Raw genomic sequence first — 20798 nt, 5'->3', positions numbered from 1 at the left:
TATAAACTTGATGTGGGATGGTAAAATCTTATCACCATATTAACCTTGTTAATGATGCCTCATTTTTGATCAATTCTAAAGAATCAATCTTAGAGGCGTCATTAAAAAAAGACATTCCATTTTGCTGCGAATGCGGGGGCAAAGCCAGATGTTCTACCTGCAGGATCTTAATTGTGAAGGGCGAAGAAAATCTTTCAGAAATAAATGCTGCGGAAGCAAAACTGCGAACCTACTTTGAGCTTCCTAAAAATGTTCGATTGGCTTGCCAGACGCATGTAAAATCGGGTTCAGTAAAAATAAAACGGATTATGAACGATGAGAGTGATTACCCGTTATACCTTAGAAATAAGCTGAATAAAAACGAGAATATTGGTAGAGAATTACGCTTGTGTTTGCTGTTTTTAGATGTTCGGAATTTTACACCTTTTGCCGAGCAGCATTTGGCTTTTGATGTGATACATATCATACGGAAACTGTTCTTTAATTTCGAAAAGATCATTCAGCAATTTGAAGGTAGAATTATTGAAACCAATGGTGACGGACTGTATGTTGCTTTTGGATTTGAAAAGACAACTAAAGCCAGTGTTCTCGATACCGTAAACTGTGGTTTTGCGATCCTGAAGGAATTAAAGCGCTTAAATACTGAATATTTTCAGCGCTATTTTAATGAAGAGATCGAAGTGGGAATTGGTGCACACCTGGGAAAAGTTGCCACCGGTGATTTGTTGTTGGAAAATAGACCGCATCAAATCGTGATGGGATATGCGGTGAATGTTGCAGCGAGAATTCAGGAATTAACCAAAAAACTAGACAATAGTTTTGTGATTTCTGAAGCGGTTTATGAACTATTGGATACTCCTCCAGAAGCAGAAGTTTCTAGCGAGAAGATGAAAGGTGTAAAAGAAGCCTTCAGATTGTATAAAATAGGAGAACATTTTCAGTATAAAAAGGAGAAATGAAAAGTTGATTCAGAAAAATGAACCAGTTAAAACGAATGCTATAAAATGAAAGTTTTAATATTTAACGGCACACTAAATAAACCTAATGATACGTCGCAGGAAATTGCGAATTATTTAAAGGAATATTTGCTACAGCTGGGAGCAACGCCTGTAATTTTTAATTTATCTGAATATGATATTCCCTTTTTTGAGGAAGATTTTTCAGAAGTTCCAGATTCGGTGACAAAAATGTTGCAAGTTTTTAAAGAATACGACCGGCACATTTGGCTTAGTCCGTTATACCACGGCGGAATGGTTGGCGCGATGAAAAATTGCCTGGACTGGTTAATTTTAAGTTCAAAAGATGAAAATCCATATTTAACGCACAAAATTATTGCGCTCATTTGCTGGGGTTATGGCGCAAATGCTTCAACCGGGATCGATAGTTTAAGAAATATTGTGGCCACTTTGCGTGCGTGGGCATTGCCGTATAGCGTTCCCATTGCAAGAGAATATTTATATGAAGAAGATCGATTTTCGATAATTTACGAAGAAAAATTTCAGCGCATAAGTGAGCTTTTGCTTCAACCAAAAATCAGCATATTATGAAAAATGAAGAAATTTCTAATTATTTAGAGTCGGTAATTAGTGAGATCATCTTATATCCTTCGCTGGGTACGTTACCGTATACAATTTTGGTTTTTCCTGCTGAAGATGTTCCGCAGAAACATAAATTTCAGCAAAATATAACTCATTATGTAGGTTTTTATTTTTGGCATCAGTTTAGTACTGAAGATTTACAGGATTTTTTGACAAACTCTAAAGAGGCCTTGGGATTAGATGAAAGGGATAGGCTTTTTTATATTGAAAAGATGATGAAAAAGTATAAAGATCCAGAAGAATATGAGTTTTGGTTATCAAAACAGGCAGCAATGGCTGTGGGAATTTTTAGCGGAAAAGTGGGCGATAAATTAACGATTAGAATATCAAATCCGGAAGAATTGGCTATTGTTGAATTCGAGAATATTATTCCCAAAAAGCAGGGATTAAGTTTGGTGTCGATGATTTTTGTGGAAACGAATTAGGAATAAGGAAACTTGTTAAAGCATGATGTTATGAGTTTAAACTGGTTTCAGTAAAAACATTTTTTAATCCATTTTCAAGAAAGAAGATTTTATCCAGATCGAATGCGATCTACGTAAATTCTTTAAAAATGGAAATATCACATTGAGATTCTTTAGCGTCACTTATGCATGGAGTTTTGCAAAAAGCAGATGAGAATGATGAATCTCAAAAATTCTTGGTTTTGAGAACAAGCAGCAAAAGGAAAATTTCTTTAAGGAGTTTGCGGCGATCTCCAAAAATTATATGTGATAGTCAGTTTTTTATTCGACAAGCTAGGCTAGAAGCTTTCCCTAAGCCGGCTTAGTTTATGGGAATTTACTGAAAAATCACCGAAAACATTTTTCTTAGTGTTTTTAATGAAAACGCATATTCTGAATATCTCATTGCTTTTTTGAGAAATATAAGATGTAAATTTTGTTAAATTTCAATGCTTCGTTTTGAGACTTTGTAAAATTTATCTAATATTGTCTCATATTGAAACATTGTTAGTTGTTAACGAAAAGGTTTGCATTTGTTTAGGATTGATATTAAAAGTATAGTCTAGCTTTGTGATTTTTTTTGTTTATACGCTAAATGTTTCACAATGAAACATAATGACTCAAAATAAAAACATGAAATTAAATTACTTGAAATTTTTTACTCTTCTTCCTTTTGTCTTGGGTGCAAAAAGTATTCTGGCGCAGGAAGAAAATTTAAGTTCTAAAGATTCTATTCAGATTCAGCAAGAATTAAAAGATTCAGATTTAAGTGAAGAAGGTGGTGACCGTAACGTGATGCTCAATGCAGCAAATAATTCGGGGCCACGTGATGTGAATATTGGTTTGCCTGCTACAGTGGGTGGTATTACTATTCTCGAAAACGATTTACCTGTAGTTTATTTTTATTGGCCAGAATTACCAAATAAAACCTGGAGGCAAAGTGTAGGCCTTAAAAATACAGGTCTTCTTAAGATGGAAGATTTAGCTACGACAATGGGAGATTTAGGGTTTGCAGTTAATTCTTATACGCAAAATGGAACTAAAGAATTTCAGGGTAAATTAAATCTTACAGGAAGTCATTTTGGTTGGTTTCAAGGTGATGTTAATGTTTCTGGTCCTATCTCAGATAATGGGTGGACGTATTCTGCAGGAGCATTTGTCAATTTTGATCCAAGTACGTATGATCTCGGATTTAATAATTATGTAGATCAAACTAAGATTTTTAGAGTAGGTCTTACCAAGTATTTTAAAGAAGATAAAGGCGAATTTAATGTTTACTATAAGTATGCAGATTCTTACGTAAATACAAATTATGCTGTTTTTGAATATGGACCTAATGGTGAAGCTAATGAAATAGATGGTTTCGAAATTGGTAACGATTCTTATATCGTACGTGACGGTCGTATGCGATTTAGAGATATTCGCGATGGTGAATATTATTTTGGAGAATTAGATGGTGCAGCAAATACCAATACTTCTCACAACCTAGATATTTTTGGTAACTATAGATTAGATAACGGCTGGAATTTTAAATATTCAACCCGGCTCCATTTAGCTAAAGCTTCATTGTTATACGGTATTCCACTAAGTATTTTTAACGCCGGTGCTCAAGATGGATATACAATCGCAAGCACAGGAGAAGAATACACAGGAAGAGTAGGAACGCAGTTAGGGTTAAACTCTCCAGAAATTCCTACCACTACGATTATGGGTAGATTTTCCATCAACAAGCAAATCGAAGATCATAATGTAACCTTAGGGATTTTAGAGCAATATTATAATGTAGATAAATATGTTTCTAATAGGTCTCTTTATTTTCAAACTGTAGAAAATCAGCCGCAACGATTAATAGGTCCCAATACCGATGAATATGGTTTTTACGGTTACAACACCAGCGCAGAATATTTTAACGGAACAGAAAACAAATTAGCAGTTTATGCTAACGATACCTGGAAGGTTTCAGATAAATTAAATATAAAAGCCGGTTTAATGTTAAGATACCATTTAATAGATGGTGATTTTACAAGAACGCCACGTTCAGAAGGTTTTACCTTAGCTGATGCAGAACTTACAGCTATAGATGAAAGCTATTTTCATGTTGCAGGTAATTTGAATGCAAATTATAACATCACTAAAAATTTCGGAGTATTAGGTAACTTTTTATATACGGAAGAAAACGGTCGTTTAGAAAACTTTTCGACGGCTATCGATCCTAGTGTTGTAAAAAGTAGAAGTCCACTTGCTGGTTTAGGTGTATTCTGGAATACCGATTATTTTAGTTTAGTTTCGCAAGCAACTTACCTTACTAAGAACAACTATCTAACACGCTATAATTTAGTAAACCCTGCAGATAATACAGAATCTCAACAAACTTCTGTTTTCTATAATATTCAAACATTAGGTTGGACAACAGATATGATGATCACTCCATTTAAAGGATTTAATCTTCATTATTTAATTACAATTCAGGATCCTGTTTATAAAGATTTTACTTTCGATGCCTTTGGAGAAAGTTACGATTATAGTGATAAAACAGTTCTTGAAATCTCTAATGTTCTAATGGAGATAGATCCAAGTTATACCTACAAAGATTGGAGAATTTGGGCAAGTTTTAGATACTTCAGCAAGCAATATGCAAATATTAATAATGCCTTGTTCTTTGCTCCAAGATGGGAGAATTTTGGAGGAGTAAATTATAAATATAACGACCATATTAATTTTGGAGCAACCGTGGTTAACTTCTTAAACCAAACAGGAGCAAAAGGAACAATTAATGGCGCCGAGTTGATTAATGATGCCAGCCAATTCTACGGAAGCACATTATCTGGATCTTATATAAGGCCATTTACCGTACAGGCTTCAGTAAATATTAATTTCTAAAAAGCTAAGAATGTATAATTTAAGCCGTCTTTTTTTATGGTATTTCTGTTTTCAATAACTAATATAAATGCCCAGGATAAGACTATAGCACTTTATGAAGGCGAAGCCCCAGGTTCAGAAAACTGGACCTGGGAAGAAGCTAAAATGTATTCAGATCTTTTTAATACTGAAGTGGTTTACAATGTTGTAAACCCTGAAGTATTGGTCTTTGAACCTCAAAATCCTAATGGAACTTCAATAATTATAGCTCCTGGGGGTGGTTTTCAAACTTTATCAATTCATAAAGAAGGAACTAAACTAGCAGAATACCTAGCGTCAAAAGGTATTACTGCTTTTGTTTTAAAATATCGATTAATTCATTCTAAAACTAAGGATCCAGCGAAAGAGCTTATTGCAAATTTACAGGATAGAGATGCGCATTACGAGCGAACCGCCGCTGTACAAAAGCTAGCAGGTCAGGATTGTATAAAAGCAATAGAATTTGTTAAAAAAAATGCTTCAGCGTATAATTTAGACCCCGATAAAATTGGTGTTATAGGATTTTCTGCCGGTGGAACGGTAATATTAGAAAGTATACTGAACAATTCTTCCGTAGAAAACTTACCAGATTTTGCAGCTTCGATGTATGGAGGTCCTACAGATAAATTATTGAATGCTGAAATTCCACAAAAACCGCTACCATTATTTATTGCGGCTGCAAGTGACGATCAATTAAAATTAGCTCCCAAAAGTATTTCGCTCTATAATAAATGGTTAGCAGCTGGTTACCCTGTAGAATTGCATATGTATGCTTCGGGCGGCCATGGATTTGGAATGTCCAAGCAAAATTTACCAGTAGATACCTGGTTTAAGCGATTTGAAGATTGGTTGATTCAATATAACTATATAAACGATTAAATATGACAAGTAAAATTAGTATAGTTGCTTTTTTGGCTTTATTAAGCTTTAAAGCACTTACTGCGCAAAATGCGCCACAGTATGAAAAAGCGTCTATAGACGAGCTGATAAATGCCATGACGCCTGAAGAAAAAGCCAAATTATTGGTAGGTCCCGGGATGCCCGGTTATGCTGGCTTAGTACCTTTAGAAGGTGAACCAGATGTTAGAGTTTTGGGAGAAGCCGGTGGAAACGATCAAATTCCAAGATTAGGGATTCCAGAAACTGTTTTTGCTGATGGACCTGCCGGATTACGTATAGAGCCAAAACGTCAAAACGATCCTAATACATATTACGCTACAGCATTTCCTGTAGGAACGGCTTTAGCTTCAACATGGAATACAGATTTGATCGAATCTGTTGGAGAAGCCATGGGAGAAGAAGTGAAGGAATACGGAGTTGATGTTTTATTAGCACCTGCTTTAAATATTCATAGGAATCCGCTTAACGGTAGAAACTTTGAATACTATTCAGAAGATCCTTTAGTTGCCGGTAAAATTGCAAGTGCTTATATTAAAGGTATTCAGTCTCACGATGTGGGTACTTCTATTAAGCATTTCGCGGCAAACAATCAGGAAACCAATCGCCTGGCGGTAAACGCTCATATTAGCGAACGTGCTATGAGAGAGATCTATTTACGTGGTTTCGAAATTGCGATAAAAGAGTCTAAACCATGGACGGTGATGACCGCCTATAATAAACTAAACGGAACTTATGCTTCTGCAAACAAAGATCTATTAACCACTATTCTTAGAGATGAGTGGGGATACGAAGGTTTGGTTATGACCGATTGGTTTGGTGGTTATCCAGGATTCGAATCTATTTTAGAGGAAGGATCTGTTAGTGATGTTGTCGCTCAGATCAATGCAGGGAATGATCTATTGATGCCTGGAACTGAAGCACAACGTGAAGCATTGGCTAAAGCTATCGAAGAAGGAACTGTAAACGAAGAAGCGGTAAATGCCAGTCTAAGACGTATTTTAGAATACATCCGTAAATCACCTACGACAGATAATTACAAATTCAGCAACAAACCAGATCTGGAAGCGCATGCAGAAGTAACCAGAAAGGTTGCAGCTGAAGGAATGATCTTATTGAAAAATGAAGATAACGTATTACCATTTACCGATAAATCTGGAAGTATCGCTGTTTTTGGTGATCATTCTTACAGCTTTATTGCTGGAGGTACTGGGAGTGGAGATGTAAACGAAGCTTATAGTATTTCGTTGCTACAAGGATTAGATAATGCAGGTTATACGGTAGATGAAGAATTACAGAACTTATACGAGCCATTTGTGGCACAAGCAGTAGAAAATGAAAATAAGCGACGTGAAGAAATTGGTTTACTAGCCGATAATAAGCGTCTACCTGAAATGTTACCAGAAGATAAGTTAGTAGAAGCTAAAGCAAAATCTGCAGATGTTGCGGTTATTACTTTAGGAAGAAATTCAGGTGAGCAGTTCGATAGAAAGATAGATGATGACTTTTATTTAGGTCAGGATGAGGTGAAATTGATAAACACTGTAACTGAAGCTTTTCATGCTGAAGGTAAGAAAGTGATCGTGATTCTTAATATTGGTGGTGTTATCGAAACAGCATCATGGAAAGATAAAGTTGATGCAATTTTATTAGCATGGCAGCCAGGACAAGAAGGGGGGAACTCGGTAGCTGATGTTTTCAGCGGAGAAGTAAACCCAAGTGGTAAATTAACCATGACTTTCCCAATCGATTATAACCACCATGCTTCAGCAGCAAACTGGTTAGGAGAGCCCATACAAAAACCAACCGATGTTTATTATAAGGAAGGAATTTATATTGGGTATCGTTACTTTGATACTTTCGATGTAAAATCGTCTTACGAATTTGGCTATGGTAGTTCTTATACTACTTTTGAATATTCTGATATTAAACTTAGCACTTCAAATTTTGAAGATGAATTAGAAGTTTCTGTGAAAGTGACCAATACTGGTAATGTTGCCGGAAAAGAAATTGTACAGCTTTATGTAAGTGCTCCTGCTAATTTGGTGGATAAGCCATCACAGGAATTAAAAGCATTTGGTAAGACCAAAACTTTGAAACCAGGTAAGAGTGAAATTTTAAAATTCACTTTAAGCCCTAAAGATCTCGCTTCTTTTGTAGATGCTCAAAGTGCATGGATAGCTGAAAAGGGAACTTATACCTTAAAAATTGGTGCTTCATCTTTGGATATTAAGTTGAAAGATGAGTTTGAAGTTTCTTCGAACATTACTGCAGAAAAAGTAAATAACACCTTCGATCTAGATACTGAAATGCCAGTACTGAAGAATTAATCTAGGCTAATGATTAATAAAAAAGCCCGGCGAATGCCGGGCTTTTTTGTTTTGTAAAACTAATAAAAGAAAATGCCGGGTAACCACTCCCGGCATTTTCAACCTAACCTAACCAACTAACTAACCAATCTTTATAATCCAACTATTTGTATTAGCCTAAAAATCTTTTATCTATATTTTCCTAATAAAATTCCCTTCTCCCAAGAATATCTTCAGAAAAGGGAATCACTTTCTCCAATCCCATTTTCATTCGTTTAAAAAGGCAATGTCTCAGTCACAACAAATCACTTACATTTCTCTACCGAGGAGCTTCATCTCCCAGACTGATTCATGCCTCTGCTCAGTCCAAACCTATAAATCTAATTAGTAGGGCTCTTAGCTTTATAGGTAAGGCGCTGAGCTATAAACTCAAAACTCAAAAACAAAAAATTATGTCAAACATCAAGTAGCTATTTTGATATTTTTATCTCTTAACTACATGACAAATATAGCACAGCATTAAAGCTGAAATTGGAAGAAATCGTTGAGGATTTTTAAAGTATAGATGGAAGGTAATAAAGTGCCGTCGAGTTGTAAATGAAGTGTATTTCTTATAAAAGATTTAGACGTTTCATAAGTTCAGGGCGGTTAGATCGGCTAACTGGGATTACGTCTTTCTCAATTAAAACGCTATTGTCTTCTATATCAATAATTTTATCGACGTTTATGATAAAAGATCTATGGATTTTTAAAAAGAGGCTATCGGGTAGTTTGTCTTCGATCTTTTTCATGGTAGAGTGTACCGTATAGTTTTTTCCCGATGTTTTTATTAAAATATAATCACCTCTTGCTTCTATTAAATAGATCGTTGGGATATCTATTTTAATTAATCTACGATCTATATTCACATAAAGGTCGTTACCAGAATCTTTAGGATTGGCTTCAACTTTTTCAGAAGATGTTGTTTCTGAAATTTCAGAAGGAGAGAAGTTTAAAGCTTTTTTAATGGCTTTATCGAAACGTTCCTGGACGATGGGTTTTACCAGGTAATCTACGATGCAATCATATTCGAATGCTTCTATAGCAAAGTTTCTATCTGAAGTAGATAATATGATCTTTGGAGGATTTTTAATGGTTTGAATGAAATCAAAACCATTAAAATCTGGCATGTGTATATCAAGGAAGATAAGCTCTACCTCATTTTGGTTAAGATGCTTAATGGCCTGTAAGGCATTAGAAAATTCTGCCTGTACTTCTAGATTTTCATTATTTGAAGCAAGTTTTTTTAAAATAGTTCTCGCTGCTGCTTCGTCATCTACAATTATACACTGCATAGGTTAGATTTTAGGCTTTTTGAATAAACGTGGTCATTGCGTTAAGAATCTCTTCAAATCGCTGATATAGATCATCGTTAACTATACCTTTACGAAGGCTGTCTTCATGATCTATTGCAACCTGATAGCTCTTTTCTAAGCCTAAAATACTAATTTTATGTTTAATTTTATGAACATCGTCACCGGCGCGCATAAAATTATCTGTTTCCAAATGATTTTTGTAGTTCTCAATTTCTTGAGGCAGCTCTAAACGAACCACGTCCAGTAATTGCTCTTCAAAATCTTTGTCTCCACCAGATAGCTGGCTTATGTAAGAGTAGTTAGGTTTCTCTTCCATATCGATTTATTTAGGTAAAGTAAAGTAGAAAATGGTGCCAATTGATAATTCGCTTTCTAGCCAGATTTTTCCACCATAAAAATCGATGATCTTTTTTACAATGGATAATCCAATTCCGGTAGAATTAAAATCGTTATCAATTTTTTCAAATATCTGAAAAATTTTGTTGAAATGATCTTTTTCGATGCCTTTTCCGTTGTCTTTTATAGAAAATATCCAAAAATCGTCACTTTCTTCGACATTTACTTTTATTATACCTTCAGGTTTATCAATACTTTTTACCGCATTTTGCATTAAATTTTGAAACAATTGCTGTAGCCGGAATTTGTCACCATTCACCACAGGAAGTTGGTCTGAAATTTCGATTTTGATATGAGAAGGTTTGTAAATGATCTGTACGATTTCGTTAACCAGATGATGTGTATCTACTTCGTAAACATCGAGCACTTCCTGATCTATGGTAGAATAATTTAAGATGCCGCTAATTAGCGCATCCATTTTCTCTACGCTTTTTAAAACGATATTTAGCTGGTTGATCCCATTTTCATCGATTTTGCCCTCGTAGTCTTGTTTTATCCAGGTTACTAAACTATTTATACTTCGTAGAGGTGATTTTAGATCGTGCGAAACCATGTGGGCGTAGTCTGAAAGAACCTGATTTTTCTTTTCGAGGTTTAATAAAAGTGCTTCCTGCTCTCTATTGATTTTCGCGATTTCCAGCGATTGTTTTTCTATATAAGTTGCGAGATCTGAAACATTAAGTTCTTCTCCAGATTGACTTTTATTTGCTGAATTTTTAATATCTAAATTAGCGATTACCGCTTTTAAGCGATCTAAGATTTCTTTTTGGCTTTGTGCCTCTAATCTTAACTTTCGGTTAGCGCTAAATAATTCGTCCGAACTTATTTTCATAGCCCGCTGAATCATGCTTAGTTGGTCATCATTTGTTTTGTAAGATTCCTCTACGGCTTTAAAGAATTCTGCGAATCGCTCATCTTCGTTAAATTCTTCGGGAAAGTATTTTCTAATTTGCCGTTTTAGTAGAGGATTCATGCTATTCGCTTATTAAGGTTAGTGTCATGGTTTGGTTATGCAGGTTACACTCCATACTTGTAGCATAAGGTGCAATTTCTCCGTAAGAATAAAAGCCCGCTATTTTTGCCTGTTTACCTAAAATTTCAGAGACCTCTTCTATCTCTTCTTCCACTCTTTGGTCCATTATGATCCTGCGACCAATGCAACTTACCAAAACCGCAAGTTCAGGTAATTTAGAATGTCTTTCTATTGCTTTCGATGCAGCGGTTGCTGCTCCCAGAGCAATACCATCTACAGTTGCCATCATTAGTTGTGCGTGTGCACCTTCAGGAACATCACCTGCCAGGATCATCGATTTATTTTGAACGTCGATGTTAAGTATAGTTCTAACCAGGCTGTAAGATTTTCCATCTTCAGTAACATTTAAAGGGTAAAGTAAAGCAGCCTGCGGAAGCTCCTGCGCTTTATCACCAAGATATTTCGAATACAGATCTAAAGCAGGTAGATCATCTAATTCTATAAGCACATTGCCTTTAGATTTTGTGATTATGCGTTCAGGCCCAAAAGGTATCCATCCGCCATAACTAGCATAAGTAACTTCCAGGCTTGCTCCATATAGCCCGATCATAATTATTTCTCCTTCTTTTGGATTTTCGTTGTAAGAAGCCAGTGTCTTTTCGAATCTTGCACCATCGCCACATAAACCTCCAGTTAGAGTGATTTTTTGCTTGGTGTATTTTTCTATCCCTTTTATTAAAGAACTACCATTAACAAAACTACCCTCTGAAACTATAAAAAAATGCTTTAGATTTTCTTTTTCAAATTGACTCGCTAAATGATAACCTAGAGCTTCGCCATTTTTATTGAAATCTAAGATGTTTGCGGTTTTAACCTCGAAGCTTGCTTTTTCGAATTCAATAAGTGTAACTGCAATGGAGTTTTCAGTAACTTTTTCGCCTGTAATTTCTCCGGCAGCACTTCCAAATATTAGGTGGTGATAAGGAAACTCTTCGCGAATATCTTCTAAAACTTCAGGATCTTCTAATAATTTTCTTTCAGCAAAAATTAGAACTAGTGGATTATTTAAATGCTCTTTAGCTCCGCTGGTGTATTGCCAGAAAGAATCTAAGGTTTTTATTGCCTGAAGTATCTTCATATTTGTTTTTTTAAACTGAAAAAGAAAACCGTTCCTTTACCTACTTCACTATCCAGCCAGATTTCACCTTCATAAAGATCGATCACTTTCTTCACGATACTCAAACCAACCCCCGTAGACTTTTCATGAGTTCCCAAAGCATTGAAAATTTTGAATATTCGTTGGTGATGCTCCTTTTCTATCCCTATACCATTGTCTTTTATACTGAAGGTGTAATGCGTCGTATTTTCTGTATAATCGATTTCTACAAATCCTTTTTCCTTATCAATATAGTTTACAGCGTTGCTTAATAGATTTTGAAAAACCTGCTGAATTCTGGTACGATCACCATAAATTACCGGTAACTTATTTAAGATCGTCACTTTTATATGTTCTGGAATATAAATCAAGCCTAAAATTTCTAATACCAGTTCCTGAAGGTCTAACTCTTGTTTTTGGATATTTCCATCTTCGATGCTAGAATATCTTAAGATATTTTCGATAAGATGATCCATCTTTTCTACTTTGCCCTGCATAAGATCCAGATTCATCATACTCTCTTCTCCCAGTTTTTCTCTAAAATCTTCTTTGGTCCAGCTTAAAAGTGCAGAAATATTACGCAAAGGTGATTTTAGATCATGAGAAACGATGTGGGCATATTCGTTAAGATGTTCGTTTTGTTGCTCCAGGTTTTTAAGTAATTGTTCCTTTTGGGCTTCTAGCAATTTCATTTCTGTGATGTCCAGGTGTATCCCAATAGATCCAAGCATTTTACCATTTACATCATAATTGGGGGCACCACTAACTAACCAGTATCGAAGCTGGTTATCTTTAGTTCTTACCCTTACTTCGTAAGAATTAGAAACTCCTTTTTGTCTTATTTTATCATTCTTGTTAAACTCGGCTTGAGATTCGGGGATCAGGAATATATCAGAAGCTGTTTTTCCTACAAGTTCATCTTCTGTATAACCACTCATTTCAGTAAAACTTTGGTTGGCCATTAAAATGGTATCTTTAAGATCTACTTCTAACAAGCCAAGATTCATATTAGCGATTATACTACTATATTTTTCTTTTTGCGCTTTAAGGCTCTCCTTGTAGTTTTTCTGAATCGTTACATCATCGTAGCTCCAAAGATGACCTTTATATTTACCTTCATGATAAATAGGAATGTAGCTACGTTCGTAAATGCTTCCATTAACAAGTTCTAATTCTTCCCCTATTACTATTTCTTTTTTATCTAGTAATTCATCAATCCTGTTTACAAACTGCTCTGGATCTTGAAAGTAGCTCTTATTTTCTTCTGCAGCATTAGAACAATCTGCACCTTTTAAGACCTCTGGACTAGCCTGGATGCCAAAAAGATTACAAAATTTGTTATTGGTAAGCAGTATTTTACGGTTTTCGTCTTCTAATAAAATTCCAGTTTGTAGATTAACGATCAAGGTTGAAAGTCGATTCTCTGACTCTTCGATTTTTTCTTTCGCGATCTTTTCTTTGGTGATATCTTCAACTGTGGCGACCTGATAAAGAATTTTACCAGCTTCGTCTCTAATAGCAGCAACCCGTGTTTTAGCCCACAATGTTTCTCCGCTTTTTTTAATGTATCGCTTATTAATGGTATATGATTCTATTTCACCTTCGATCATTTGCCGTAACTTCTCACTGCTGACTTCATCTTCTGGATGAGTAACATCTTTTATGCTAAGATTATTGAATTCTTCCAGAGTGTATCCAAACATACTCACCAGGGATTTGTTGACTTTTAAAAGACCTTTAAAGTTGGTTTTTGTAAGAGAGATGCCAATAGGGGAGTTGTCGAAAATAAGATCTAATTGTTTGTTTTGAGACTCGAGCTGGCGTTTAATTTCGATCTCTTCGGTGATATCACGGGCAACGCCTTGTGCCGCTACCGGTTTACCATCACGGTCATAGATAATACTTGCGTTAATCTGAACTATTTTTTCAGTACCTTCTTTGGTGATGATCCTTGCTTTATAATCATTATAACTACCGGTATGATATAGTTGTTTAAAGGCGGCTGCAGTATATACGACGTAATCAGAATGTACTAAGTTTAGTAGATTTACAAGCTCTTTTTCATTATCGTAACCAAGCATATCTTTGGCTGCCTGGTTCATTTTAAGGACATTTCCCTGAATATCCATAACGATGTATGCATCGATGATATTTACAAATACACCTTCTAGCTGGGAAGTCTTTTCGTTAAGTAGTTCTTTAAGGCGATTGTTTGATTGGCGAAGTGCTTCAGAGAGGTCGTATAATTCGGTCGATTTTTCTTCCAGTATTTTTTCAGCAAGTTTTCTGGCCTTTTTTTCTCTTTCTAGCGCTCTTTCTAATATTTCAATTTTGTTGGTAGGCTCCATGTTTTTTAGATATCACGAATCTGACCTTAGTTCCGTCATCTTCGATCTTTTCTAACCGAATTTCAGAACCCTGGTCATAGTGTTCAAAAGTTTTTTCCATTAGGGCTTTGGCGAACATGTACATTGCTCTCTCTGAAAAATACAAAATTTCTAGATGATCTTCGTTCTTTTTTTCAATTTTAAAAGTTGGAAGCTCTGCTCCCGGATATAATTTTCTTACCTGAACATGAATATGATTCTCGATAGAAGATAATAATTCTATTGGATCTTTGTACAATGCAAATATTCCAGGATGTACACTGGTAAGAACATTAAAAAAATAGAGTCCGTAATTATAGATAAGACCATCCAGAGGAATATCTACCTTTTTACTAAGATTTATCAAAAGGCTTTGCATTTCTACAAAATCGTAGGTTCCTACAGAAGTATAAACTCCATCAGATTGCAGTTTAGATTCATTTATTATATGATCTACTACCTCAATACCAAATTTTTTCTCGACCATATCGAGAAATTCTGTAAATACAATGCCTTTCATAACTTTATCCTTTAATCAATTCGTTCTGACTCCAATAATCAAGGGCGCTACTAAGTTTGGATACATAATCTTCGTATTTCAAAGGTTTAATAATGTATCCTGCTATACCAATTTTGTAGCACTCCAATAGATCTCTTCGGTTACTAGAAGTGGTTAGGATAATAGTGGGTATGTATTTTAAGACATCATCTGCCTTTAATATTTTAAGAAATTCTATACCATTCATTTTAGGCATATTTAGATCTAAAAATATAATATCTGGTAGGCGGTCTTTCTTGTTTAAGATCGTAAGGGCTTCTTCACCATTTTTAGCTTCAATGATATGGTGAGGTAGGGATAAGGAAGAAATTGTTCTGTTCAATTTCATCACTTCGATCATATCGTCCTCGATAAAAAGGATTGTTAGCTTATTTTTCATTTTAATTTTAGTGTCTTATGTAAACAAAATTCAGATAATCTTAGTGAAAAATAAGGAGTATTCGTCTAATTAGAAATTAGTATCGTTAAATGGTTGTTTTGGATAGTTGAGTGGGAAATAATAATATTTTGTGCAGGAATAAATCTTGTTGCTCAAACACTTTCCGTTTGAATCTTTTCGATATGTTCGAATGCATCGTGCAAGGAAGTTACCTGAAAAATTTTTCTTCGGTAAAACATTCGTTCGAAAATAAGATTCATCATTCCTGAAGGATGCGGAGTAATTACAGAAAAACTCTTTAAAAAATATCGATTATTAAAGAATTTTAACCAGTCTTGAGATACCGTGTAGTATTCGTTGATTCTGTTAGAAATATAATGAGGTCTACAATCTTCACCAAGAATTCGCTTGGCATCAGCAATTACTTGTTCTGCGCATTTCCAGTTAAAAGTAATGCCTTTATGCATTTCTGAAACAATAATATCATCAAGAAAATAAAATACACCAAAATCATAATCGATAGATTCGATTACCTGGTCAGTATATTTTGAATCTGCAAGCCTCATAATTATTGATATTGCATTATAAGTTAGTGAATTTTCTTAAAATAAGAAAGCCAAAAGTGCTAAAAACGAATCGATAGTGTAAAAAATGGCCGGTTGAAAACCGGCCATAAATAGTATGTATTTTTTATCCTTGCTGTTTTAATTTTGAATTTTAAAGTTTATAGGTATCGTATATCGAACAGGTACTGGTTTACCTCTTTGTTTACCGGGCTCCATTGTAGGCAAAAGTTTGATAACTCTTTTTCCTTCTTCCTCAAGAAGTTTATGTGGTCCTCTTGCCTTTACATTTTTAACGTCTCCGTTCTTATCTATTTCGAACATTATAGTTACTCGATTTATACCGCTTAGACCTAGATCTTCGCCCAAACCAGTATTAAACCTTTTGGTTATAAAGCGAGAGATCTTCTCACTCATGCAGGCTTTTCGCTCTTCATTATCGTCTAAGCTTTCGCATCCTGGAAAAATCGGGACATCTTCAATAAATTCAAAAGGAACTGGTTCTACTGGATCATCCTCTGGAGCTTCAATTATTTCATCTACTTCTACGATATCGTCTAAACTTGTTTCTGTACTTTCTATTTCGTCCTCATTCTCAGGAGATTCATCCTCAATAAGTTCAATTACCGGTGGATCTTTAGGTTTTGGCGGCGGTAAGTCTTCCTGAACCTTTGTTATGGGGATGGCCTCTTCTTCAGTCATTTCTGTAGGATCCCATTGCTCTGCTTTTGCTTGTTTTTGATCATAGGTTTTTAAATTGATCATTAAATAAGAGAACAGTAAGACGACGATAAGTCCAATTTGTAAAAATAGAACGGTCTTTTTCCTAAGATCTGCCTTTGGGTTTTTCTTCGGTTTCATAATAAAAAAATTTATGTTAATAAAAAATGTTACAAATTGAACTTATCAAATCACTGATAAATAGGGAGGTGGTGACTGTTATTTTAATAACAATTTTTATGCCGCATAAAGCTTTTTAACGTTTATTTAGGAAGGGTTGTTATCGATAATAGGACGTTTTTATCGTTCATAGAGCAATTGGATGTGGTGAAACATATTGATTTATAAGTAATTGTATGATTTGTAAGATTTTTTGTAGTTTTTGCAGATTATTTAAGAATCTTATCGAAAAAAGTCTTAAAATTTTAACTAATAGAATATTAATTCTTTATTTAGATCCCAGATGCAAAAAATAGTAGTTGCTCACAATCTTAAGTGAGTGACGAGGCGAAGCAGTATTTATGCCTCTCATCACCCCTCCCTACAAATACTTTTAGCAAGATTAGAATTTTTTAAACTAAAAAAATTATATGCTATGAAATGGTTTGTATTATACACAAAAAGTAGATTTGAAAAAAAAGTAGCCGATAGATTAAGAAACATAGGTTACGAAGTTTATTGTCCTTTGGTAGAAAGATCAAGTAAATGGTCTGATAGAACTAAAATAGTAACAGATCCACTATTTAAATCTTATGTATTTGTGCGTCACGCTTCCAATCCTAAAACAGAAGTTATGAATGTACCAGGTGTTGTGCAATATCTTTATTGGCTAGGAAAACCTGCAATAGTTAAACAACATGAGATTGATACCATCGAAGAATGGTTAAATATGGGAGAGGTAGAAGATTGTATGATTACAAGTATGTCTCCAGGCGATCGAATTAAAGTCAAAAAAGGTCTTCTAAAAGGCAAAGATGGAGTAATCAAAGAAATAAATGGAGATTCTGTTAAGCTAATTTTAAGTAGTCTTGGATGCACTGTCGTCATCAAAACTTTAAGTTTAGCTTAATATTTTATACTAAACCGTTATATTTAGTTTTTAGTCCATTATTTTATTTCGCTATCGATGATTAAAGCATTATTTAGAACCCGTTTCTCTGGGCTCATTTATCATAATTGGTTTAAGATAATATTCGTTTTTATTGCAGGACAAGGGGCCGTGCAGTTTGTTCAGTTGTTAAGCGGGTTCTTTTTAATACATTGGTTATCTGTGGAAGATTACGCACAGTATAGCATAGCTTTTGCCTTTCAAAGTACTGCGCAGGTTTTGGTTGAGTTAGGAGTTTCGGGATCTGTTGTTGCGCTAGTAGGCAATAGGGTGAATGATAAAGCTGTTTTAGGGAAATATATCAAAGGAGGAAAGTTTTTTAGAAACCGCATGTTTTTCGTGGTTAGTGTAATATGTTTAATTGGGTTTCCATATATGACCTGGCAGCACGGTTGGCCTATACACATAACTGTTTTTCTATTAATTTGTATACTACTAAACTTATTTTTTTCAGGAAATACTGCTTTTTACATTACTCCTTTGATGATTCATAGGAAGTTAAAGGATATCTATAATATTCAACTTACAAGCGGTGTTTGTCGGCTGATTTTTTTATGGACTGTATATCTACTATCTATTATAAATTCTTGGATAGCAGCATTAACAACATGCCTAACTGTGTTTTACAATGGCGAAAGATTTCGTAAAAAATCAAAGGAATTTATAGATGAACCAGTTGAGAGTGATCCAGAAACTAGAAAAGAGATTTTAAACTATGTTAAGCCAGTTATACCAGGTATAATTTATTCAGCATTCAGCGCTCAAATCTCGTTGTTTATCATTGGAATTTTCGGAGCTTCTGAAAATATAGCTGAAGTAGGCGCACTAGGAAGACTAGGACAGATATTTATGATTTTTAATATGGCTAGCTCTACACTTGTAGTACCTTATTTGGCAAGACAATCTAAAAAACATTTAGGTAGAAAATTTTTAGCTATTTTGGGAATAGGTCTATGTATAGCACTTACACTTATTACGATTGGTTTTATACTTCCCGAACCGCTTCTATGGATAATGGGAGAAAAATACTCTCACCTTGAAGGAGAAGTAGGGTTATTAATACTTAATTCAAGCATAATTTTTATTAATGTTTTGATGTGGGATATGAACTGTTCTAGGAAATGGTTGTGGTCCTGGATTCCAATAGTTAGTATAAGCTCTAACGTATTGCTTCAGGCTCTAATGATTTTTACTATGGATCTAAGTACAACCTATAGTGTTTTAATCTTTAGTGTTATTCTAAGCATATTTAATTTATTAAATAAAATCCTGGTTACTATAATCGGTTTAAACAAGACAAAAAATGAAATTAATTTATTATCAGAAGAATAAAAACTTCGGAGATGCCCTAAACCCATTCATTTTTAAAAAATTAATTCCTAATTTTTTTGATGATGATCCTAGTTCGATATTCTTAGGTATAGGTTCTATTCTTCAATTTCATTTTCCTGAGGCACATAAAAAAGTTGTTTTTAGTACAGGTTTTGCTTACGGAAAACTACCAGAAATTGACTCTTCTTATGATGTTATTTGTGTGCGCGGACCTTTAACGGCTAAAAGAATAGGAATAGATCCTAAATTAGGTATTACTGATGGAGCAGCCTTATTGAAGACGTTTGACTTTGGAGAAAAGGAAAAGAAATATAAGGTTTCTTTTATGCCACATCATCAAAGTGATAATAATTACGACTGGAAGAAAGTCTGTAGAGAAGTAGGTTTTAATTATATAGATCCTCTTTCCCCGTTTTTAGAGATAATCGATGCAATTAAATCTTCTGAGGTTATTCTAGCAGAAGCTATGCATGCTGCAATTGTTGCAGATACCTTACGCGTACCTTGGATTCCTATCAAAATGTATCCTAGTATTAATGAATTTAAATGGAAAGACTGGACCTCTTCTTTGGATATGCAGTATACACCAAATTGTTTAAAAGCCCCTTATAATTTAGGTGCGACTTCAGAAAAGATAGCAACTCGTTTAAGTTTAGAAGATGGTTTGCTTTTAAAGGGGCTTTCAAAGGTTCATTATAAATATAGTGATATGCTCAAGCGAAATCAATTTATTGATCAGTTTGGTGATATGTGTAAAGCACCACAATTTTTAAGTGATGAAAAGTTACTTGATGATAAAGTAGGTCAACTTCAGGAGAAAATAGAAGTATTTAAAAGAAAGTATAGTTCACTTTACACGCTATAATATGAAATTAGAGAAAATTATTACACTTGCCAATAGACACGTTAAAATTCAATTTTTAGCGATGGAACGCTCATTAAGAGCTACCGGCTGTGATTTGCCTATATGGGTTATTCCGTTTAATGATGATAAATTTGAACTGCCTGAGAATTCGTTTTGGTGGGAGGAACAAGAGTTAATTAAATGGACCAAGGAAAACAATATTTTTGAAATGTGTCGAAAATATCAGTGCCTGTTAACCAACAATTATCAGTATGTTGACTCGGATATTGTATTTCTCCGAAATCCACAGGAAGTTTTAAAAGATCACTCTGGATTTATTAGTTCCTGTACACATTGGAATAATCCAGATCACACTTTCAATTCAGAGAGTCGGGATTACTTTAAATCGAAAAGCACAATTTGGCAAAGTTCAATATTCAACGCAGGGCAATTTGCATGCGATCAAATTCTGTATACTCTTCAAGATTTAATGGATACTTGTCATGGGAGATTCAAGAAAACTCTTATAAATGAGATCAATTTGTATAAAGATCAAGTCGCTCTAAACCTATTAGTTAGTTTGACAGGTGTTGAAGTAAACAATTTAACCCTTCCCCCATCAAATATGCAGTCTACTTGGGCTGGCGACTATACAGATGAAAATTTCGAAACTATCTATTGGGATAGGGAAGATCAAAAGCCATATATACTGCATTGGGCAGGTGTTCCAAAATTTATAAAAATTCCGGTGAATAAATACTTTCTCAAATTTCTAGAGCCACACGAAGAAAAAGAATGGAAAGAATTTATAGCAAAAGAAGAAAAACAAAGCAAAAATCTCTCGATACGGAATTTCAAAATTAAAATGCATCGCTTTAAAAAAGCATTGCAAACAGCTTAAT

At 34.6% G+C, this 20798-nt stretch carries 19 protein-coding genes; 10 read left to right on the top strand and 9 right to left on the bottom strand.

Going from position 1 to position 20798, the window contains the following annotated elements; genetic code table 11:
• Nucleotides 1-17: 17 nt before the first annotated feature.
• From INR75_RS20275 to INR75_RS20250, 6 genes are all read left to right on the top strand, one after another.
• On the top strand, nt 18-959 hold the full coding sequence (locus tag INR75_RS20275) for an adenylate/guanylate cyclase domain-containing protein (protein ID WP_223090258.1): 942 nt from the start codon (nt 18-20) through the stop codon (nt 957-959).
• Between the two features lie 45 nt (nt 960-1004).
• Nucleotides 1005-1547, top strand: a complete 543-nt coding sequence (locus INR75_RS20270) for an NADPH-dependent FMN reductase (protein ID WP_223090257.1) — start codon at nt 1005-1007, stop codon at nt 1545-1547.
• Nucleotides 1544-2023: a hypothetical protein gene (locus INR75_RS20265; RefSeq protein ID WP_092543578.1), complete on the top strand. Its 480-nt coding sequence runs from the start codon at nt 1544-1546 to the stop codon at nt 2021-2023. The genes INR75_RS20270 and INR75_RS20265 overlap by 4 nt, the downstream gene beginning before the upstream one ends.
• Before the next feature lie 651 nt (nt 2024-2674).
• Complete coding sequence (locus INR75_RS20260; RefSeq protein ID WP_255584603.1) at nt 2675-4921, top strand: TonB-dependent receptor; 2247 nt, start codon at nt 2675-2677, stop codon at nt 4919-4921.
• A 36-nt stretch (nt 4922-4957) separates the two neighbouring features.
• Nucleotides 4958-5818 (top strand): alpha/beta hydrolase, encoded by an 861-nt coding sequence (locus INR75_RS20255; protein ID WP_223090255.1) that lies wholly within the window; start codon nt 4958-4960, stop codon nt 5816-5818.
• Between the two features lie 2 nt (nt 5819-5820).
• Nucleotides 5821-8166 carry a beta-glucosidase gene (locus INR75_RS20250; protein ID WP_223090254.1) on the top strand — a complete coding sequence of 782 codons (2346 nt, stop codon included), beginning with the start codon at nt 5821-5823 and terminating at the stop codon, nt 8164-8166.
• Nucleotides 8167-8756: 590 nt separating this feature from the next.
• Here INR75_RS20250 and INR75_RS20245 read toward each other — a convergent pair.
• The 9 genes from INR75_RS20245 to INR75_RS20205 form a co-directional block, all read right to left on the bottom strand.
• Nucleotides 8757-9479 carry a LytTR family DNA-binding domain-containing protein gene (locus tag INR75_RS20245; protein ID WP_223090253.1) on the bottom strand — a complete coding sequence of 241 codons (723 nt, stop codon included), beginning with the start codon at nt 9477-9479 and terminating at the stop codon, nt 8757-8759.
• 10 nt (nt 9480-9489) lie between these two features.
• Complete coding sequence (locus INR75_RS20240) at nt 9490-9816, bottom strand: Hpt domain-containing protein (RefSeq protein ID WP_223090252.1); 327 nt, start codon at nt 9814-9816, stop codon at nt 9490-9492.
• A 6-nt stretch (nt 9817-9822) separates the two neighbouring features.
• On the bottom strand, nt 9823-10869 hold the full coding sequence (locus INR75_RS20235) for an ATP-binding protein (RefSeq protein WP_223090251.1): 1047 nt from the start codon (nt 10867-10869) through the stop codon (nt 9823-9825).
• 1 nt (nt 10870) lies between these two features.
• Nucleotides 10871-12007: an FIST signal transduction protein gene (locus tag INR75_RS20230; protein WP_223090250.1), complete on the bottom strand. Its 1137-nt coding sequence runs from the start codon at nt 12005-12007 to the stop codon at nt 10871-10873.
• A complete protein-coding gene (locus tag INR75_RS20225; protein WP_223090249.1) occupies nt 12004-14373 on the bottom strand; it encodes a PAS domain S-box protein in 2370 nt (789 codons plus the stop codon). Before INR75_RS20225 ends, INR75_RS20230 begins: the two co-directional genes overlap by 4 nt.
• A complete protein-coding gene (locus INR75_RS20220) occupies nt 14351-14911 on the bottom strand; it encodes a heme NO-binding domain-containing protein (RefSeq protein ID WP_092543555.1) in 561 nt (186 codons plus the stop codon). The genes INR75_RS20225 and INR75_RS20220 overlap by 23 nt, the downstream gene beginning before the upstream one ends.
• 4 nt (nt 14912-14915) lie before the next feature.
• On the bottom strand, nt 14916-15329 hold the full coding sequence (locus tag INR75_RS20215; RefSeq protein ID WP_092543553.1) for a response regulator: 414 nt from the start codon (nt 15327-15329) through the stop codon (nt 14916-14918).
• Nucleotides 15330-15481: 152 nt separating this feature from the next.
• A complete protein-coding gene (locus tag INR75_RS20210) occupies nt 15482-15895 on the bottom strand; it encodes a hypothetical protein (RefSeq protein ID WP_223090248.1) in 414 nt (137 codons plus the stop codon).
• Nucleotides 15896-16033: 138 nt separating this feature from the next.
• Entirely contained in the window at nt 16034-16753 is a 720-nt protein-coding gene (locus tag INR75_RS20205) for an energy transducer TonB (protein ID WP_223090247.1), read from the bottom strand.
• Nucleotides 16754-17207: 454 nt separating this feature from the next.
• On the opposite strand from INR75_RS20205, the gene INR75_RS20200 reads away from it, so the two are divergent.
• From INR75_RS20200 to INR75_RS20185, 4 genes are read left to right on the top strand one after another with little or no spacing between them, the layout of a single operon-like run.
• Nucleotides 17208-17681: a transcription termination/antitermination protein NusG gene (locus tag INR75_RS20200; RefSeq protein ID WP_223090246.1), complete on the top strand. Its 474-nt coding sequence runs from the start codon at nt 17208-17210 to the stop codon at nt 17679-17681.
• Between the two features lie 57 nt (nt 17682-17738).
• Entirely contained in the window at nt 17739-19052 is a 1314-nt protein-coding gene (locus INR75_RS20195) for a lipopolysaccharide biosynthesis protein (RefSeq protein WP_223090245.1), read from the top strand.
• Nucleotides 19024-19917, top strand: a complete 894-nt coding sequence (locus tag INR75_RS20190; protein WP_223090244.1) for a polysaccharide pyruvyl transferase family protein — start codon at nt 19024-19026, stop codon at nt 19915-19917. Before INR75_RS20195 ends, INR75_RS20190 begins: the two co-directional genes overlap by 29 nt.
• 1 nt (nt 19918) lies before the next feature.
• Nucleotides 19919-20797, top strand: coding sequence for a hypothetical protein (locus tag INR75_RS20185; RefSeq protein WP_223090243.1), 879 nt, complete (start codon nt 19919-19921; stop codon nt 20795-20797).
• Nucleotide 20798: the final 1 nt, after the last annotated feature.

This window comes from Zunongwangia sp. SCSIO 43204, assembly GCF_019904275.1.
Classification (GTDB): domain Bacteria; phylum Bacteroidota; class Bacteroidia; order Flavobacteriales; family Flavobacteriaceae; genus Zunongwangia; species Zunongwangia mangrovi.
This window is presented reverse-complemented; position numbering and strand designations above follow the sequence as displayed.

What these genes read in the sequence shown, in the direction of transcription:
- INR75_RS20275 (WP_223090258.1), top strand. Translation starts at nt 18, where the DNA reads ATGGTAAAATCTTATCACCATATTAACCTTGTTAATGATGCCTCATTT.
- INR75_RS20270 (WP_223090257.1), top strand. Translation starts at nt 1,005, where the DNA reads ATGAAAGTTTTAATATTTAACGGCACACTAAATAAACCTAATGATACG.
- INR75_RS20265 (WP_092543578.1), top strand. Translation starts at nt 1,544, where the DNA reads ATGAAAAATGAAGAAATTTCTAATTATTTAGAGTCGGTAATTAGTGAG.
- INR75_RS20260 (WP_255584603.1), top strand. Translation starts at nt 2,675, where the DNA reads ATGAAATTAAATTACTTGAAATTTTTTACTCTTCTTCCTTTTGTCTTG.
- INR75_RS20255 (WP_223090255.1), top strand. Translation starts at nt 4,958, where the DNA reads ATGGTATTTCTGTTTTCAATAACTAATATAAATGCCCAGGATAAGACT.
- INR75_RS20250 (WP_223090254.1), top strand. Translation starts at nt 5,821, where the DNA reads ATGACAAGTAAAATTAGTATAGTTGCTTTTTTGGCTTTATTAAGCTTT.
- INR75_RS20245 (WP_223090253.1), bottom strand. Translation starts at nt 9,479, where the DNA reads ATGCAGTGTATAATTGTAGATGACGAAGCAGCAGCGAGAACTATTTTA.
- INR75_RS20240 (WP_223090252.1), bottom strand. Translation starts at nt 9,816, where the DNA reads ATGGAAGAGAAACCTAACTACTCTTACATAAGCCAGCTATCTGGTGGA.
- INR75_RS20235 (WP_223090251.1), bottom strand. Translation starts at nt 10,869, where the DNA reads ATGAATCCTCTACTAAAACGGCAAATTAGAAAATACTTTCCCGAAGAA.
- INR75_RS20230 (WP_223090250.1), bottom strand. Translation starts at nt 12,007, where the DNA reads ATGAAGATACTTCAGGCAATAAAAACCTTAGATTCTTTCTGGCAATAC.
- INR75_RS20225 (WP_223090249.1), bottom strand. Translation starts at nt 14,373, where the DNA reads ATGGAGCCTACCAACAAAATTGAAATATTAGAAAGAGCGCTAGAAAGA.
- INR75_RS20220 (WP_092543555.1), bottom strand. Translation starts at nt 14,911, where the DNA reads ATGAAAGGCATTGTATTTACAGAATTTCTCGATATGGTCGAGAAAAAA.
- INR75_RS20215 (WP_092543553.1), bottom strand. Translation starts at nt 15,329, where the DNA reads ATGAAAAATAAGCTAACAATCCTTTTTATCGAGGACGATATGATCGAA.
- INR75_RS20210 (WP_223090248.1), bottom strand. Translation starts at nt 15,895, where the DNA reads ATGAGGCTTGCAGATTCAAAATATACTGACCAGGTAATCGAATCTATC.
- INR75_RS20205 (WP_223090247.1), bottom strand. Translation starts at nt 16,753, where the DNA reads ATGAAACCGAAGAAAAACCCAAAGGCAGATCTTAGGAAAAAGACCGTT.
- INR75_RS20200 (WP_223090246.1), top strand. Translation starts at nt 17,208, where the DNA reads ATGAAATGGTTTGTATTATACACAAAAAGTAGATTTGAAAAAAAAGTA.
- INR75_RS20195 (WP_223090245.1), top strand. Translation starts at nt 17,739, where the DNA reads ATGATTAAAGCATTATTTAGAACCCGTTTCTCTGGGCTCATTTATCAT.
- INR75_RS20190 (WP_223090244.1), top strand. Translation starts at nt 19,024, where the DNA reads ATGAAATTAATTTATTATCAGAAGAATAAAAACTTCGGAGATGCCCTA.
- INR75_RS20185 (WP_223090243.1), top strand. Translation starts at nt 19,919, where the DNA reads ATGAAATTAGAGAAAATTATTACACTTGCCAATAGACACGTTAAAATT.